The following is a 15,638-nucleotide window of genomic DNA, read 5'->3' as shown; positions in this document are numbered from 1 at the left end:
TAAACATAAACTACATGTTTACATCATATACAAATTTACCCAATAACTCAAGAGTTTGGGTGTATCAATCAGATAGAGAGTTTACTCAAGAAGAAATAGAGCATATTAGCGCAAAAGCTTTGTTGTTTATAGAGAATTGGACACGTCATGGAGATGATTTAAAAGGTTCATTCACTATAAAATACAATCAGTTTTTAGTATTAGGAGTAGACGAAGGTTTTAACAATGTTTCAGGATGTTCTATCGATGCTTCTGTGCGCTTTGTACAAGAGTTAGAAAAAGAACTTGAGGTAGATTTAATGAATAAGATGAATATCTCTTTTAAAGATGGAGAGAATATTAATATTGTTAAGTTACCAGATTTTCAAAAATATGCTAAAGAGCAAAAGATAACTTCAGAAACTGTTGTGTTTAACAATATGGTAAATACTAAGGAAGATTTTGAGACTAAATGGGAAGTGCCTGCAAGTAATAGTTGGCACGCACGCTTTTTGGTATAAGAATTGTAATATTTAAAGAAAGAGAATACGAATGCAAAAGAGACTACTAATATTTTTACCCCTAATTTTTGTTCAATTTATATCAGCACAACAGATAGATCCATTGCGAACTACAGATGCTGAAAATCAAACTATTTGGGTAGATAGTATTCTAAACAATATGACCGTTGAAGAAAAAATAGGTCAGTTGTTTATGGTACAGGCCTATTCAAATAAAGATAAAAAGCATAAAGATTTTATCAAACAGATGCTTACAAAGTATCATGTAGGAAATTTAATTTTTATGCAAGGAACACCAGAAAAACAGGCGGTTTTAAATAATGAATATCAGTCTATAGCCAAAGTTCCTTTGCTAATTGGTTTTGATGGAGAGTGGGGCTTAGATATGCGTTTGAAAAATACATACCGTTTTCCTTGGAATATGACTTTAGGTGCTATTCAAGATAATAATGCCTTAAAGGAGTTTGGGAAGCATTTAGGAGCACATTGTAAGCGTTTAGGTATTCACGTGAATTTTGCACCAGTAGTAGATATAAATACAAATCCTGATAATCCAATTATAGGAAACAGATCTTTTGGAGAAAGTAAGGAGAATGTGACAGAGAAAGCTATTGCGATGACAGAAGGTATGCAAAGTATGGGAGTTCTTGCCAATGCTAAGCATTTCCCTGGTCATGGAGATACAGCGACAGATTCACACCATACATTGCCAACCATTAATTTTTCGGAACAACGAATTGATTCTATAGAGTTGTATCCGTATAAAAAAATGTTTGAAGCGGGTGTGGGAAGTGTTATGACGGCGCATTTAAGTATTCCAGCTTTAGAAACTAATGAGGTGTTGCCAACATCACTTTCAAAGAATGTAGTAACTAATTTACTGCAGCATAAATTAGGTTTTAATGGTTTAGTTATTACAGATGGATTGAATATGAAGGGAGCAGCAAACTACTCAACTTCAGAAGAAATTAATTTGGCTGCAATTTTAGCAGGAAATGACTTGTTGTTAATACCACAGGATGTGCCTAAGACTATGGCTTTATTTAAGAAAGCATACGAGTCAGGAAAACTAACAGAAGAACGATTGAATCATTCGGTACGAAAGATTTTAAAAACAAAGTACTGGGCGGGGTTACATAATTACCAACCTATCAAAGAAGAAAACCTTCGATTAGATTTAAACAGTGTTGAGGATGAAGTTTTACATAGAAAATTAGTAAAGCAATCAATCACTTTCTTAAAGGATGAAAATGATATTTTACCAGTTAAAGAATTGGCGGGTAAAAAAGTCGCTTATGTAAAATTAGGAGATGCTAATAACAAGAGCTTTGTTAAAATGTTGAACAATTATACACAAGTAGACGTAATTTCAAGTACAAAGCTAGATGTTTTATTAAAAAAGTTAAAGAAATATGACCTTGTAATTGTGGGATATCATAAGTCTAATGCTCACCCATGGAAAGGTTATAAGTTTAAAAATGTTGAGCTTGTTCGATTACAGGAGATTGCTAGACAGAATAAAGTTATTTTAAATGTACTTACTAGTCCGTATAGTCTATTACAAGTAAAATCGTTTACAAATATAGATGGAATTGTAGTTTCTTATCAAAACAGTAAACTAGCTCAGGAATTATCTGCTCAAGCTATTTTTGGAGCTTTTGATGTAAATGGTAAGTTGCCTGTGTCTATTAAAGAAGATTTTAAGGTAGGAGATGGAGTAGAGAAGAAATCATTAAAAAGATTGCAGTATTCAATTCCGGAGGAAGTAGGAATGTCTTCAGATAGCTTATCAATTATCGATAAGCGAATAGATACTATTTTAAGAAAAAGAATGACACCAGGAGGTCAGGTTTTAGTAGCTAGAAATGGAGTAGTGATTTATAAGAAGAATTTTGGATATCATACGAATTCTAAAAAACTTAGAGTAAAGGATAACGATGTATATGATTTAGCTTCATTAACTAAGATACTTGCTTCGTTACCATTAATAATGAAAGCAGAAGAGGAGAAAAAGTTTAGTATTTATTCAAGCTTAGGAGATATTTTAACCAAGTATAAAGAGTCCAACAAAGATACTTTATTGGTTAAAGAAGTATTGTCTCATATGGCACGTTTAAAGTCTTGGATTCCGTTTTATATTAAAACACAAGATAGTATAACCCATAAAAACCTACCTGAATTTTACAGTTCGAAGTGGAGTAAAAAATACAATACAAGAGTAGCTAAAAACTTATACTTAAATAGAATTTATAAAGACTCTATTTCTAAGTTTATTGTTGAGTCAGAACAACGAGATAGAAAAGGGTATAAGTACAGTGATTTAGGGTATTATATATTTAAAGATATCTTAGAAAGTAAATTTAATAAACCTTTAAACAAGTTAGCAGAAACTTATTTGTACGCTCCTTTAGGAGCTAATAGAACTTCCTATTTACCACTACAAAAGTTTGCAAAGAAGGCAATTGTACCGAGTGAAAAGGATTCTTATTATAGAAATCAATTGGTGCATGGTTATGTACATGATATGGGAGCAGCTATGCAAGGTGGAGTAGGAGGTCATGCAGGATTGTTTGGTAATTCTAATGATGTAGCCAAGATTATGCAGATGTTTTTACAGGAAGGATATTACGGAGGTAAACAATATTATCAGCCAGAAACAGTAGCCAAGTTTAATAAACGTTATTATGCTGATAAAAATGTAAGAAGAGGACTAGGCTTTGACAAACCGCAGATTAATCCAAAAGAGAAACCAACCTGTGGATGTGTTTCTGAGAAAAGTTTTGGACATAGCGGTTTTACTGGAACTTACACTTGGGCTGATCCTGAAAGTGGAATTTTATACGTGTTTTTATCAAATAGAGTATATCCTACTATGAGAAATAGAGGGCTGGTAAAAAGTAATATGAGAACTAAAATTCAAGCTGATATACAGAGCGCTATTCTGAATTAGTAGGACTAGTTTTTGTATATAACAGAACTAATATAATCGAGGAAATAAAATATAAAATCGCTAAGTTCAGATTTGATAATTTATAGATTATAAAGGCTTGAAGCATATAAAAAAACGGGAACAATACAATATTCATTGCAAATCTAAATGTGTCTACAAACTCAATTTCATCTACTTTTTTAGAAGCTATTTTCCATAGGAAATGGGGAATGATAGAATTTATGATAACTAGAGATAGTAAGATGATGCTCTTTTTCTTTTTAAGTTTACTAACTGGAAGAACTTTATCCTGAATCATTTGATTGGTATGTGCTACGTTGGTAAAATCAATGTTAGCAGTATTTAAAAGATTATTTGTGTGTTCGTATTCTGATGTTGGAATGTGTACACAAAGTTTCTCTAAAGCGCCTTGTATGTTGCTTTTTAATTGATTTGCTGATTGATTAATATTTTCTTTATCATAATAGTCATTAGCTATAATTGGATTTCCATAGTGTAAGGCAATTTTACATGGATAAGTCGAAGAATTTTGATACGTAATTCCTACAGGAACGAGATGTATTTGTAGATCAGGGTATTTATCAATAGCTCCAAAAACAATTCGAGTAAACCCTTTACTTAAGGGTCTCACTGTTCTTTTTCTATTATGACTTCCTTCAGGGAATATTAATAAAGATTTTTTACTTCCTAGTATGTCATAGCATTTGTTGAAAATAGCATCGTTTTTAGAAAGTTCTTTTATTCCATCGCGTATCCTATAAATAGGCATCATTCCAATTAGATCAAATAAAAAAGCTACAACCTTATTCTTAAAAACAGCAGCTCTTACTAAGAAAAATGTTCTCCTTGATGTGTTGGTGGCAATAAATAAAGGATCTACTAAACCATTGGGGTGATTTGCCAAAAACAATACAGCCCCTTTTTTAGGGACATTTTCAGAACCAACAACTTTTATTTTCTTAGAATAAAAATAGAGTCCAGTTTTAATGTATAGCTTAACTAAATAGTATAATAACGTTTTCATTATTTCTTTTTTCTACCCCAATAGGTTGCTAATGCCATTCCTGAAAATAAATCCCATACACCCCAAAAGGCTGTTAATAATGCCATTCCTCCTAAACCTTCAAAAAAACCAAAAACCAATAGTAAACCTAATCCACTATTTTGAATACCAGTTTCTATGGTAATTGTTTTGACATCGTTTTTAGCAAGTCGGAAAGATTTTGCTGTAAAATATCCTATGAAGTACGCAAAGATATTATGGAATATTACTAGAAATAAAACTAAATGAATATGGTTCTTAAAAATCTCTGCATTATCATAAAGAGCAACAATGATTAAGATCATAAATACCGTTATAGAAAAAGGGCGAAGTATTTTGTTAATTTTTTCAGCCATTAGAGGGTGATAATGATTAACTATCATACCTAATAGCAGTGGTATGCCTAAAATCAATAAAACAAGCTTAAAAAGCTCGTATGGATTTAATTGAATCTCTTTTAAAATATTGTTCGTAGGCTCATAAAGACTTCCCCAAAATTCTAAATTTAAAGGTGTCATGATTAAGCAAAAAACAGTAGCAAAGGCTGTTAAACTAACTGAAAGTGCTGCGTTTGCATTTGCCATTTTACTAAAAAAATTAGAGACATTACCTCCAGGGCAAGCGGCTACTAACATCATTCCTAAAGCAAAACTCGGATGAGGTTTGATAATTAAAATAGCAATAAACGTTAAGAATGGTAACAGGATAAACTGAGATAATAAACCAACTGCTAGTATTTTAGGGTTTTTAATTAATCTTTTAAAATCGTCAATGGTTATTGACAATGCAACGCCAAACATTATAATTGCCAAAGCAATATTTAATAACCATAATGCTTCAGTGTCAAAATTTATTTTGATACTATCTATTTGGTTGGGATTAATTGTTAAAAGCATATTCAATGATATTGGCTCCCATTTTTAAAGCTTTTTCTCTTACTTCTTTGGGATTATTATGAACAGATTGGTCTTCCCAACCATCACTTAAATCACTTTCATAATCATAAAAAACAATAAGTCTCCCATTGTAAAAAAGCCCAAAAGCTTTTGGAGGGTTTTTATCGTGTTCATGTATTTTAGGAATTCCGTTTTGAAAGTTAAACGTTTGATGAAAAATGGGATGATTACTTGGAATTTCTTTTAACTCTAATTCTGGGAATAGTTTTTTCAATTCACGTCTTATGTACTTATCGAAACCATAATTATCGGATATGTGCATAAACCCACCAGACATTAAATAACTTCTTAAATTGTTGATGTCATCATTGGAAAAAAAGATATTCCCATGGCCAGTTACAAAAACAATAGGATAATTAAAGATATCTTCATCATCTGAATTTATAGTTGCTACATTTTTACTAATGGTAGCTTTACTATTGCTATTAGTAAAGTTAATTAAATTGGGTAGCGAAGTAGGATTGGCATACCAGTCCCCACCACCTTTATATTTTAAAATTGCTACTTGTTGAGAAAAACAGCAAGAAGCTGTGAAAAAAAATATATAAAACAATAACCTCATTATACTATTAAATAATAGTAGCAATATAGTAAAACAAAAAAAAACACCAATGAGATTTTATCAATGGTGTTGTTTTCCCCCTAAAAGTAAGTAAACATGTTTTGTTTTATGAAAGCTACCCCCTTAATAAGCTTTCAAAAACTTGTTTATTTTCTTTGATAGCCAAATATATAATGACATAAATGAAGCTTGGTTCAAAAACGTCCAAATTGGATGTTTTGCTTCTGACTTTTTATAAAAAGCATGATTTTTTGTGGTTTTATATTGTGTGTTAGAATATATGAGAACAAAAAAAACACTGGTCAAATAGTACCAGTGTTTTTTGTTTTCACTCTTTTCCTTTTCTTTATTGACGGCGGTTGTAGCCTATCAACAGTATCTTGAATAGTTTTCATCTTAAGAATTAAAGAACCCTTCATATCTTTAATTCCTAAGTTCATAGTTTTTTTACAATTTAAATTTAAGAAATATGTTTGTTTGGTGAGTTCGGAATCATCCAGATTGGGTGATTTAATACTTTTTAATAAGAAAAAATAACAAGGAATGGTTAGTTGGCTAAAAGTAAAGAGTTTTTAAATTCAAAAGGAGTAATACCTGTATGCTTTTTGAAGACAGTATAAAAAGTAGATTTAGAATTAAAACCAGACTCTAATCCTATTGAAGTTATAGTGTAATTTGAAAATTCTGGAGCTAATAACAAAGATTTTGCCTGTTCGATACGCATTTCATTTAGATAATCGGTAAATGTTTTTCCAGCAACGTTATTAATGATTACTGAAAGTGTGCTTGAACTTAAATCAGTATCGAAAGATAAGTTTTGTAAGGTATATTTACTTTCTAAAAACTTATTGTTTTTTCTAATGTAGTTGTCAATTATTTCAAATTGATCTCTGTGTTTTTCGAGTTGAGTTTCTGATACAGCATAACTCTTTATCGGGTAAGTTACTTTTGATTTAGTAATTTTGTTTTTGCTTTTTTTCTGAATGCCTTTACGTATTACTTTTCGTTCTTTTAAAATACGCAATTGTCTAATTCCTTGGTAACCTAACCAATAGATCAAAATTGTTGTGTATATTCTTAACGGGTAATAGGAGAAGATAAAATCAGTAAAATTTAAGCTTACCGTAACAATTAGCGCAACCATCCATAATATATATCCAACACTGCTCAATTTAAAAAATGTACTTAGCCATTTTAGATTATCATAAGATTGAATTTTCTCAAAGAGCTTTTCTTTTTTTAATAAAATAAAGAAAGAATAAATGAATAATGATATAGATGTTAAAAAGCTGACAATTTCTTCAGTAGTAGTGTATTTTTCATATACATAATCCAAGTTTTCTTGAGGGTGAAGGCCACTGTTTTTCATCACAAAAATTATTTGAGCCAATGTCATGAAAAGAAACATAGGAATAGCTACCTTTAATATGTTGAAGGTATTTTTCTCGATGTTTAAGTAATGTACTAAAAACATATATAGAAAAGGCATTGCTAGGAAAATCCAAGGGACTTCAATATAATCCAGTGCAAATCTATGTTGGAATAGCTTTCTTTCTATAACCCATGATTGAAAGTTATTTAATGATATCGCTAGTATAAGTAAGTTCAAATATACCATACTGCGATCTTTTCCATTTTTAGAAAAGAATAGTACGATACTAAAAGCAAAGCCATGCAAAGCACTTATCAATAAAAACAAATTAAAAAACTCTGTAATTGCCAATTGTAGTAGGGTTTTATTAGCTAAATATACAAAAAATAGGTTATTGATGTATGAAGGCAATACTTTGAGTAACAGTAACCCCTGCTGTTTCTGTTCTTAAACGATTTGGACCTAGTGAAATAGGGCTGAATTTTTTTTCTAAACTCCTAGATATTTCATTTGTAGAAAAATCACCTTCAGGGCCAATTAAGATTGTATAGGATGCGTTAGGTAGTACTTCGGTTTTTAGATGTTTCATTACCATACCATCTTCACAATGTGCTACAAATAACTGTCCGTTAAAATCATTTTCTATAAAATCAGAAAACTTTACAGGATCATTGAGTTTTGGTAGTGTAAACTGCAAAGATTGTTTCATTGCAGATTGTATAATTTTAGATAGTCTTTCAGTTTTTACAACTTTTCTTTCTGAGTTTTTACAAATGATCGGTGTAATTTCATCAATTCCTATTTCGGTAGCTTTTTCTAGGAACCATTCAAGACGATCATTATTTTTAGTTGGAGCAATTGCAATATGTAAATAGTAATCTCTAGTTCTTTTTTTTTCTACAATATTTACAATGTTAGCAACACATTTTTTATCACTAGCAATAATTATTTCTGCATCAAAAAGAAAGCCATGTCCATTGGTGATTTTTAAAACATCGTTTTCTTTTTTACGTAAGACTTTTACAATATGTCTGCTTTCATCTTTTTCAAAATGAATTTGTTCTGTGTCTTTCGTGATATGTGGATTGTAAAAAAGTTGCATTACAGATTAAGCTTATAAGTTCTTCGTCTTTTATGTGTTGAAGGATCAAAGTTTTTCCATATTTGATGAATTGCTGTATTATCTTCCAATTCTGGTGTTCTAATACAATTTATGATTCCTTTCTCTGTAAAGGTTTTATGAAATTCTTCAAAAATAATGGCAACAACACCTTTGTTCTGATATTCTGGATGAACACCAATCAAGTAAAATGTAACGTCTTTTGCTTTTTTTCTAGCTTTTAATAGATGAAAAATACCAAAGGGGAATAACTTACCTTTAGCTTTCTGAAGGGCCTTCGAAAATGAAGGCATCACTATTGCAAAAGCAACTAGTTTCCCTTCCTTATCAATTACAAACTTTATAAATTCAGGATTAATAAAGCTTATATATTTCTTTTTAAAATAATCAATTTGACTTTGAGAAATAGGTACATATGTAGATAGTTTAGAATATGTTTTGTTAAACAAATCAAACATTTCGTCTACATAAGGCATAATGTCCTTTGTTTTTGTAAAATTAAGGGCGTTTAATTGATACCTTCTTTTTATTAAATTACTTGCCTTATGGTATTTGTTAAAATCTACATTGGCAAAAGGAAATTTATTTTCTAAATATTCTTTTTCTTTTATAAAACCTAGTTGTTCTAGATGCTTATGTTGATAGGGATTATGATACCAGGTAATCATTGTTCCTATATGGTTAAACCCATAAGTAAGTACACCAGTCTTGTCTAAATTGTTAAATCCTACTGGACCTTCTACATACTCCAGATTATTTTGAAAGCCAATCTCTTTTACTTTTTCTAATAATGCGCGACTTACTTCAATGTCATCTATGGTATCATACCAACCAAAACGCATTTTTTTTATGTTTTGGTGATTCACTTCGTAGGTGTTAACTATGGCAGCGATTCGTCCAACAATTTCATCGTTTTTGTAAGCAAGAAAAAAACGAGCAGTTGCATGCTCAAAAACTGGATTTTTTTCAGAGTCAAAAGTCTCTAACTCGTCTTTGATAATGGGTGGAACCCAGCATTCGTTGTTTTTATAAATGGAAAAAGGAAACGTAACAAATTGTTTCATTTCCTTTGTAGAGTTTATTTCTTTTACATGAATCATGTAACAAAAGTAATTTTTTATTTCTAGTTTCCTCCGTCTTTTTGCTTTTCTTTTTCTTCTTCTTCCTTCTTGATTTCCTCTTCTAATTTTTTAATTTCTTTTTCAAGTTTTTCGCGTTCTTTTTGCTTTTCCTTTTCGATTTTTAAACGCTCTTTCTCTTGCTCTTTTTCTAGTTTTAATCGTTCTTTTTCTTTTTTCTTAGCCTCCTTAACTTTGTCTTTTTCAAGTTTTCTTTGTGCTTTTTCAGCTTCTTTTTTTGCTTTTTTAGCAGCTTTTTTCTCTTCTTTAGTAGTCTTCTTTTTTTGCTTAGCGTCTTCTTTGATGATCTCTTCAACTAATGATTTTTGACGAGTTCTTCTTGGTTTTTCTTCATTGATAAGCTCTTTTTCCTCTTTAGACATATCTAACTCCACCTTTTTGTCTTTCTTTTTGAAAAGACCGGTGATTTTTCCAAATAACCTCCCAAAGAATCCTTTGTTCTCTTTGTATTTTACTGTTTCTGGTTCTTCAATAATATTTCCAAACTCATCAATTTCACTAAATTCATCTACATGTCTGTTTATTCTATATGAAACACCAATACCGGCATAAACACCTGCATTGTCTCTTTCGAACATAGCTCGTAGAGATGTGTTGAATTGTAAATTTTCATTGTATAAATATGCCAAACCTAAACCAAGGTTTGTTCTGTCTTCATATTTTTCGAATTGACTTTGAATTTCTGTGAAAACAGACCAATAATCATTAACGTTATAGGTTGCTGTAAGAATATAAGAGAATTGAGAAAAGTCAGTTCCAATATAATCGTAGTAAAAGTTGGTTACAACGTTGAGTTCATTAGAAAGCTCATTAAGTAGTAAAACTCCAATTTTTGGAGAAATTCCTCCTCTTTCATTGTAATCTGTTAAAAAAGATCCAAAATTAACACCTGCATATACACCAACATGAGGTATCCATCTCTTCCAATCAAAAGAATGACGTGCTCTCCAGCTTCTTATTTCTTTCCCTTTATCGTTGTATGTTGGTGTGTATACCAAATATTTAGCTCCTAAGGTAAATTTTCCAAGTCCAGTTTGTGTATGGGAAGATTCAAAAATATTTTTAAATGCTATTTTATCATTTTGAAAAGTTGTATTTAAGTTTAATTCTAACCTATCATATAGAAAACTTGTCCTAAAAAGTAGGTCTAAACCTAAAGATTGTGGATTACTAAATAGCGGAGTTGCCTCAGCTTTTCTAAAAAACAAACTAGATTCAAACTGATAAACCCCAGTTCCTACACTATATGGATTTTCTGAAAAACCAGGTCTGTTGGAGTTTATAACATTAGTATACTGTGATTTAACAGTGCTGGTTATTAAAAGTAAAATGAAAAATAAAATTTTCTTATTCATTAAATAAATCCATTTTATAGAAGTTACACAAACATACATTAAAAATATCAAATATAATAGATGATAAGTTTTGTAAAGTCTTAACGCTAGCTTTTGTCTCAAATTGTTATTTTTGATTGTTTTTTTGAAAATTTATAATGAATATACAAGAAGCTGGACCTATAAATATGATCAGAACAATATTAATAATACTCGTTGTATACTATGCTTTACGTTTTTTGATGAAGTTGTTTGCTCCTTTTTTAGTAAAAAAGGCAATGGATAAAATGCAACAAAAAGCAGAACAGCAATATCAGAATCAGAATAGACAAAATGATAGTACGGTGAATGAAGGAGAAACAGTAATTGATAAAAAACCTCAAAATACAAAGCAAAGCAATAATTCTGTTGGAGAATATGTTGATTTTGAAGAACTAGACTAACTATGAACTTTAAGAAACTTTTACCTTACGCTATTGCACTTGTGGTGTTTACAATAGCATCCTTATTATATTTCAACCCGGTTTTGAGCGGAAAGAAAATAAAACAAGGAGATATTACTCAATTTATTGGAATGGCCAGAGAGTCTGCAAACTACAGAGCCGAAACAGGAAAAGAGTCCTATTGGTTAGGGAATGCTTTTGGAGGAATGCCTACATATCAAGTAGGAGCGTATTTCCCAAATGATTTTATTCGCTACGTAGATAAAGCAATTCGTTTTTTACCAAGACCTGCAGATTATTTGTTTTTGTATTTTCTAGGTTTCTTTGTTTTGTTAACTGCACTAAAAGTTGATTGGAAATTGGCTATATTAGGAAGTTTGTCCTTTGGTTTTTCAACATACTTGATTATAATTTTTGGGGCGGGACATAATGCAAAGGCGCATGCGATTGGGTATATGCCTTTAGTTATTGCCGGTGTTTTGTATGTATATCAAAAAAGATACTTACTCGGATTTATACTCACCGCATTAGCAATGGCTCTAGAAGTGAGTACAAATCATCCTCAAATGACTTTTTATCTTGGGTTTTGCTTATTGATTTTTGGAATTGTTGAATTAATTGATGCCGTAAAGAATAAGAACCTTCAAGTATTTGCTAAGCAAACTGGAGTTGTTTTATTGGCTTTTGTTCTAGGAATTGGAGTAAATGCAACTAGGCTTTTAGCTACTAAAGAATATGCGAATTATAGTACAAGAGGAAAATCTGAACTAACAATAAATCCAGACGGTACTCCAAAAGAAGCCGTGTCTGGCCTTGATAAAGCTTATATTACTGAATATAGTTACGGCATTGCCGAAACATTTAATTTGTTAATCCCTCGCTTTATGGGAGGAGGAACAGTAGAAAAACTTGATGAAACTTCAAAGTTTTATGAAACAGTTCAATTAAGAGCTGGAGATGGGGTCGCAAAAGATTACTCGAGTCAGGTATTAACATACTGGGGGAAACAACCTATTGTTGAAGCACCAGCTTATGTTGGAGCAATCATGATTTTCTTGTTTTTCCTAGGCATCTTTTTAGTAAGAAGAAAACTAAAACAATGGTTGGTAGCAGCAACAGTTTTTTCGATTATCATGAGTTGGGGAAAGAATTTTTCTTTACCTACTGATTTGTTTATTGATTACTTCCCGTTATACAATAAATTTAGAGCGGTGTCATCTATTCAGGTAATAGCAGAATTGTGTATTCCTTTATTGGGAGTGATTGCATTAAAAGAGTTTTTCTTTTCAAATAGAAATAAAGAAGAAAAAGAAGCTGCTTTAAAGAAAGCTTTTTATGTTGTTGGAGGTATAACGCTCTTTTTTGCTTTAGTAGGAACGAGTTTATTTGCTTTTGAAGGATTAAGAGATGCACAATACCAACAACAGTTGCCAGAATTGGTAGATGCTTTAATTTCAGACCGAAAGTCAATGATGATTTACGATAGTTTACGTTCGTTTGTATTAGTTTTATTGGTAGGAGGAGTTCTTTGGATGTATTTGAAGGAAAAAATAAAGCAGGTGCCAGTTATTGCTGGAATTACGGTTTTGATACTATTCGATTTAGTTTCAGTTAATATAAATTACGTGAATAAGGAAGATTTTACCTCTGCAAGAAAGGTTGATAAACCTTTTACTGTAAACGAAGCAGATCGTAAGATATTAAAAGATAAATCACATTATAGAGTAGCTAATTTTTCTGGAAATATGTTAAACGAAGCAAGAACATCATATTTTCATAATTCTTTAGGAGGATATCATGCTGCAAAAATGAAGCGTTATCAAGAATTATTTGAGTATCAGTTAGCAAAAAATAATATGGAGATATTAAATATGCTAAATGCCAAATATTTTATAGCTAGTGATACAGAAATACAACCAAATCCGGAGGCAAATGGAAATGCGTGGTTTGTAAATACTATAAAGTATGTAAAAACTGCAAATGAAGAGATGCAGGCATTGGATTCTGTTAATACTAAAAAGACAGCTATTATTAATGTTTCTAAGTCTAATGCTACTAGTTTGAATAGTGAGATAGGAAATCAATTCAAACAAGATTCATTGGCTACTATTAAGTTGAAAGAATATAATACAGCTAAGTTGGTATACGAAAGTAATACGATGTCGAAACAGTTTGCTGTGTTTTCTGAGATTTATTATAAAGATGGATGGAATGCTTATTTAGATGGTGAGCTTGTTCCACATTATCAAGTAGACTATGTTCTTAGAGGGATGTTAGTTCCTGAAGGAAAGCATGTGATTGAATTTAAATTTGAACCAGCAGTGATTGGTAAAGGAAATACCATTTCGTTATTAGCGTATGCAATGATTTTGTTAATTCCTATTGGATGGTTCTTTGTCGAGAAAAAACAAAAATAATTAAGAGCTCAAATTTTTAATAAATTCAGAAGGAGTCACTCCGGTGTGCTTCTTAAAAGCACGAGAAAAAGCAGAGGCATTTGAATATCCAATTTCTTCTGCAAGTGCTTTTATCGAATAGTTTTTGTACTTATTTTCAGTTGTTAGTTTTTCTTTTATGTATTCAATTTTTAAATTGGTATAATACTGCTTAAAAGTAACTCCTTTATTTTTATTGAAGACGAAAGAAATGTATGTGGTGTTGGTATTTAAAGTTTCAGCAATATTTGTAATTGTAAATTCAGGCTTTAAGAAATCAAGATTATTGTCGATACTATTGATTTGATTTAAAATTTTATTTTCTAAAGCATCATCGATGTTGTACTCTTTCTTGGTAACTTCATTTTTATCTTCATAAGTGTTTTCTTCTAACTTTTTGATTAGTTTCTTTTTAGCTTTTTTTTCTTTTCTGTAAAACAATAAAAAGAAAAGAGAGGTAACTAACAAAGAGCTCCCAATAAACCCAAATAAAGTATAGTTAGTAGTATTTTCTTTTTCTAAAAGAGCATTGTTTAGATCTTGAGCATTTTCAAAATCATTTTTATAAAGTAAATGAAATGTTTCTTCTTTGTTTTTATCCGCAAGATAGAATTGTTCTAAGGTTTTTTGAGAGTATTTTAAAGCACTGTCTTGCTTTTTTAAAAGAGTGTATTGCTTAGAAAGAATATCATAAGTAGCAATCAAGTTACTGCGTTTGCATTCTTCTTTTTTATCTAAAAGAAGTTTATAGGCATAATAAATGGTTGAATCGGAACTATGTAAGCCATTAAAGCAGATAGTTTTTTGAAAAAACTCTCTATGCTTGTAGTGGTACCCTTTGTTGATGTTCTTATAATTATTAATTAAAGCTAGGGCTTTTTTAAATTGTTTTTGGGCAATTAAAACTTCTGTTTTTTTAAAGCTATATATAATTTCAGAATCTTTGTGAAGCGGTTTAAACAACTTGGTTAATTCATACGCTTTGTCATAATAATACGAAGCAGAGTCTAGTAAAATAGTATTGTTCTTTTTATTGGCAATAGATAAGTAAGTGTTACCTAAAGAATTTAAGACATTTGCTTTTAACAAGTTTAAACTGTTTTTGTCTTTTAAACTATTTAATATTGGGTTCTTAGTTTCGGCATATGTTTGTAATAGAAGGAGTTTAGCTTCCTTTTGCATATTTAGCTTGTTTTTTATTAAAGCTTTGCTTGAAGCTACTCCCAAGTTGTTCATATAATTTTTAGCATCTTTAATGGGATGTGCTTTTAAATACTGTTCACATTTTAAGAGATATTCGTATGCTTGATTATAATTCTCTTGATTTTTACTTATCCAAAACAATCTATTATTTATAACAGCTTTGTAATCGTAAAAGCATGGTTTTTCGTCTTTTTTTAAAAGATTATCAATTTTGATATCTAAGGCTTTTATTTCTACAATAGCTGCTTTGAATTTTTTTTGTCGATATAATGCATAGATTTTTGCATTTGCTGCAGTTAACTGATTACAAATATTAGTGGAATTTATAAGTTTTTTTGAGTAAAACAGCGTACTGTCACTATTAGTGTTTTTAAAGAGTTCAATTTTTTTTAAATAAATTGAGTCTGACGAAGTATTTTGAGTATAACCTATTTTTATGACAGAAACTAGCAAGAAAATAAGAAAATACCTAGGCATATAGAAATAATTAATCGTTATACTTTTTATAAAAAGTATGTTTGTGATTACACAAATATACATGCTTTTTATAAAAGCGCGTATATAGTAGTTGATAAACTAGAA

Annotated in this window: 12 protein-coding genes; 4 read left to right on the top strand and 8 right to left on the bottom strand. The window is 30.5% G+C overall.

The features are described 5' to 3' along the window. Nucleotides 1-14: 14 nt before the first annotated feature. Both Q0873_RS16115 and Q0873_RS16110 read left to right on the top strand, forming a co-directional pair. A complete protein-coding gene (locus tag Q0873_RS16115; RefSeq protein WP_299109240.1) occupies nt 15-500 on the top strand; it encodes an ABC transporter ATPase in 486 nt (161 codons plus the stop codon). A gap of 31 nt (nt 501-531) precedes the next feature. Beyond that, complete coding sequence (locus tag Q0873_RS16110) at nt 532-3,450, top strand: glycoside hydrolase family 3 N-terminal domain-containing protein (RefSeq protein WP_299109238.1); 2,919 nt, start codon at nt 532-534, stop codon at nt 3,448-3,450. Here the strand turns inward: Q0873_RS16110 and Q0873_RS16105 are convergent. The 7 genes from Q0873_RS16105 to Q0873_RS16075 form a co-directional block, all read right to left on the bottom strand. Next, nucleotides 3,437-4,474 carry a lysophospholipid acyltransferase family protein gene (locus tag Q0873_RS16105; protein ID WP_299109236.1) on the bottom strand — a complete coding sequence of 346 codons (1,038 nt, stop codon included), beginning with the start codon at nt 4,472-4,474 and terminating at the stop codon, nt 3,437-3,439. The two genes, Q0873_RS16110 and Q0873_RS16105, sit on opposite strands and share 14 nt — an antisense overlap. Continuing rightward, nucleotides 4,474-5,388 (bottom strand): bile acid:sodium symporter family protein, encoded by a 915-nt coding sequence (locus tag Q0873_RS16100; RefSeq protein ID WP_299109234.1) that lies wholly within the window; start codon nt 5,386-5,388, stop codon nt 4,474-4,476. Before Q0873_RS16100 ends, Q0873_RS16105 begins: the two co-directional genes overlap by 1 nt. After that, a complete protein-coding gene (locus tag Q0873_RS16095; RefSeq protein ID WP_299109232.1) occupies nt 5,372-6,010 on the bottom strand; it encodes a DUF4159 domain-containing protein in 639 nt (212 codons plus the stop codon). Before Q0873_RS16095 ends, Q0873_RS16100 begins: the two co-directional genes overlap by 17 nt. A 547-nt stretch (nt 6,011-6,557) precedes the next feature. Beyond that, on the bottom strand, nt 6,558-7,733 hold the full coding sequence (locus tag Q0873_RS16090) for a helix-turn-helix domain-containing protein (RefSeq protein ID WP_299109230.1): 1,176 nt from the start codon (nt 7,731-7,733) through the stop codon (nt 6,558-6,560). 40 nt (nt 7,734-7,773) lie between these two features. Then, the gene (locus Q0873_RS16085; protein ID WP_299109227.1) at nt 7,774-8,484 is read right to left on the bottom strand and encodes a 16S rRNA (uracil(1498)-N(3))-methyltransferase; all 711 of its coding nucleotides are present in this window, start codon (nt 8,482-8,484) and stop codon (nt 7,774-7,776) included. Further along, nucleotides 8,484-9,602, bottom strand: coding sequence for a GTP cyclohydrolase (locus Q0873_RS16080; RefSeq protein ID WP_299109225.1), 1,119 nt, complete (start codon nt 9,600-9,602; stop codon nt 8,484-8,486). Before Q0873_RS16080 ends, Q0873_RS16085 begins: the two co-directional genes overlap by 1 nt. Nucleotides 9,603-9,625: 23 nt before the next feature. Further along, on the bottom strand, nt 9,626-10,996 hold the full coding sequence (locus tag Q0873_RS16075; RefSeq protein ID WP_299109222.1) for a transporter: 1,371 nt from the start codon (nt 10,994-10,996) through the stop codon (nt 9,626-9,628). A 137-nt stretch (nt 10,997-11,133) separates the two neighbouring features. Between Q0873_RS16075 and Q0873_RS16070 the strand changes: the two genes are divergently transcribed. Both Q0873_RS16070 and Q0873_RS16065 read left to right on the top strand, forming a co-directional pair. Then, nucleotides 11,134-11,418 carry a DUF4834 family protein gene (locus Q0873_RS16070; protein ID WP_299109220.1) on the top strand — a complete coding sequence of 95 codons (285 nt, stop codon included), beginning with the start codon at nt 11,134-11,136 and terminating at the stop codon, nt 11,416-11,418. A 2-nt stretch (nt 11,419-11,420) separates the two neighbouring features. Next, a complete protein-coding gene (locus Q0873_RS16065) occupies nt 11,421-13,835 on the top strand; it encodes a YfhO family protein (protein WP_299109219.1) in 2,415 nt (804 codons plus the stop codon). On the opposite strand, the gene Q0873_RS16060 is transcribed toward Q0873_RS16065, so the two are convergent. Further along, nucleotides 13,836-15,533: a helix-turn-helix transcriptional regulator gene (locus Q0873_RS16060; RefSeq protein ID WP_299109216.1), complete on the bottom strand. Its 1,698-nt coding sequence runs from the start codon at nt 15,531-15,533 to the stop codon at nt 13,836-13,838. Between the last annotated feature and the right edge of the window lie 105 nt (nt 15,534-15,638).

It is taken from the genome of uncultured Tenacibaculum sp., from assembly GCF_947498805.1.
In the GTDB taxonomy this organism is placed as follows: domain Bacteria; phylum Bacteroidota; class Bacteroidia; order Flavobacteriales; family Flavobacteriaceae; genus Polaribacter.
The sequence above is the reverse complement of the archived record's forward strand: the minus strand, read 5'-3'. Positions and strand labels throughout refer to the sequence as shown.

Bases quoted from the DNA above. Each gene is read 5' to 3' on its own strand.
- Q0873_RS16110 (WP_299109238.1), top strand. From the start codon at position 532: ATGCAAAAGAGACTACTAATATTTTTACCCCTAATTTTTGTTCAATTT.
- Q0873_RS16095 (WP_299109232.1), bottom strand. From the start codon at position 6,010: ATGAGGTTATTGTTTTATATATTTTTTTTCACAGCTTCTTGCTGTTTT.
- Q0873_RS16100 (WP_299109234.1), bottom strand. From the start codon at position 5,388: ATGCTTTTAACAATTAATCCCAACCAAATAGATAGTATCAAAATAAAT.
- Q0873_RS16085 (WP_299109227.1), bottom strand. From the start codon at position 8,484: ATGCAACTTTTTTACAATCCACATATCACGAAAGACACAGAACAAATT.
- Q0873_RS16075 (WP_299109222.1), bottom strand. From the start codon at position 10,996: ATGAATAAGAAAATTTTATTTTTCATTTTACTTTTAATAACCAGCACT.
- Q0873_RS16060 (WP_299109216.1), bottom strand. From the start codon at position 15,533: ATGCCTAGGTATTTTCTTATTTTCTTGCTAGTTTCTGTCATAAAAATA.
- Q0873_RS16080 (WP_299109225.1), bottom strand. From the start codon at position 9,602: ATGATTCATGTAAAAGAAATAAACTCTACAAAGGAAATGAAACAATTT.
- Q0873_RS16105 (WP_299109236.1), bottom strand. From the start codon at position 4,474: ATGAAAACGTTATTATACTATTTAGTTAAGCTATACATTAAAACTGGA.
- Q0873_RS16115 (WP_299109240.1), top strand. From the start codon at position 15: ATGTTTACATCATATACAAATTTACCCAATAACTCAAGAGTTTGGGTG.
- Q0873_RS16070 (WP_299109220.1), top strand. From the start codon at position 11,134: ATGAATATACAAGAAGCTGGACCTATAAATATGATCAGAACAATATTA.
- Q0873_RS16065 (WP_299109219.1), top strand. From the start codon at position 11,421: ATGAACTTTAAGAAACTTTTACCTTACGCTATTGCACTTGTGGTGTTT.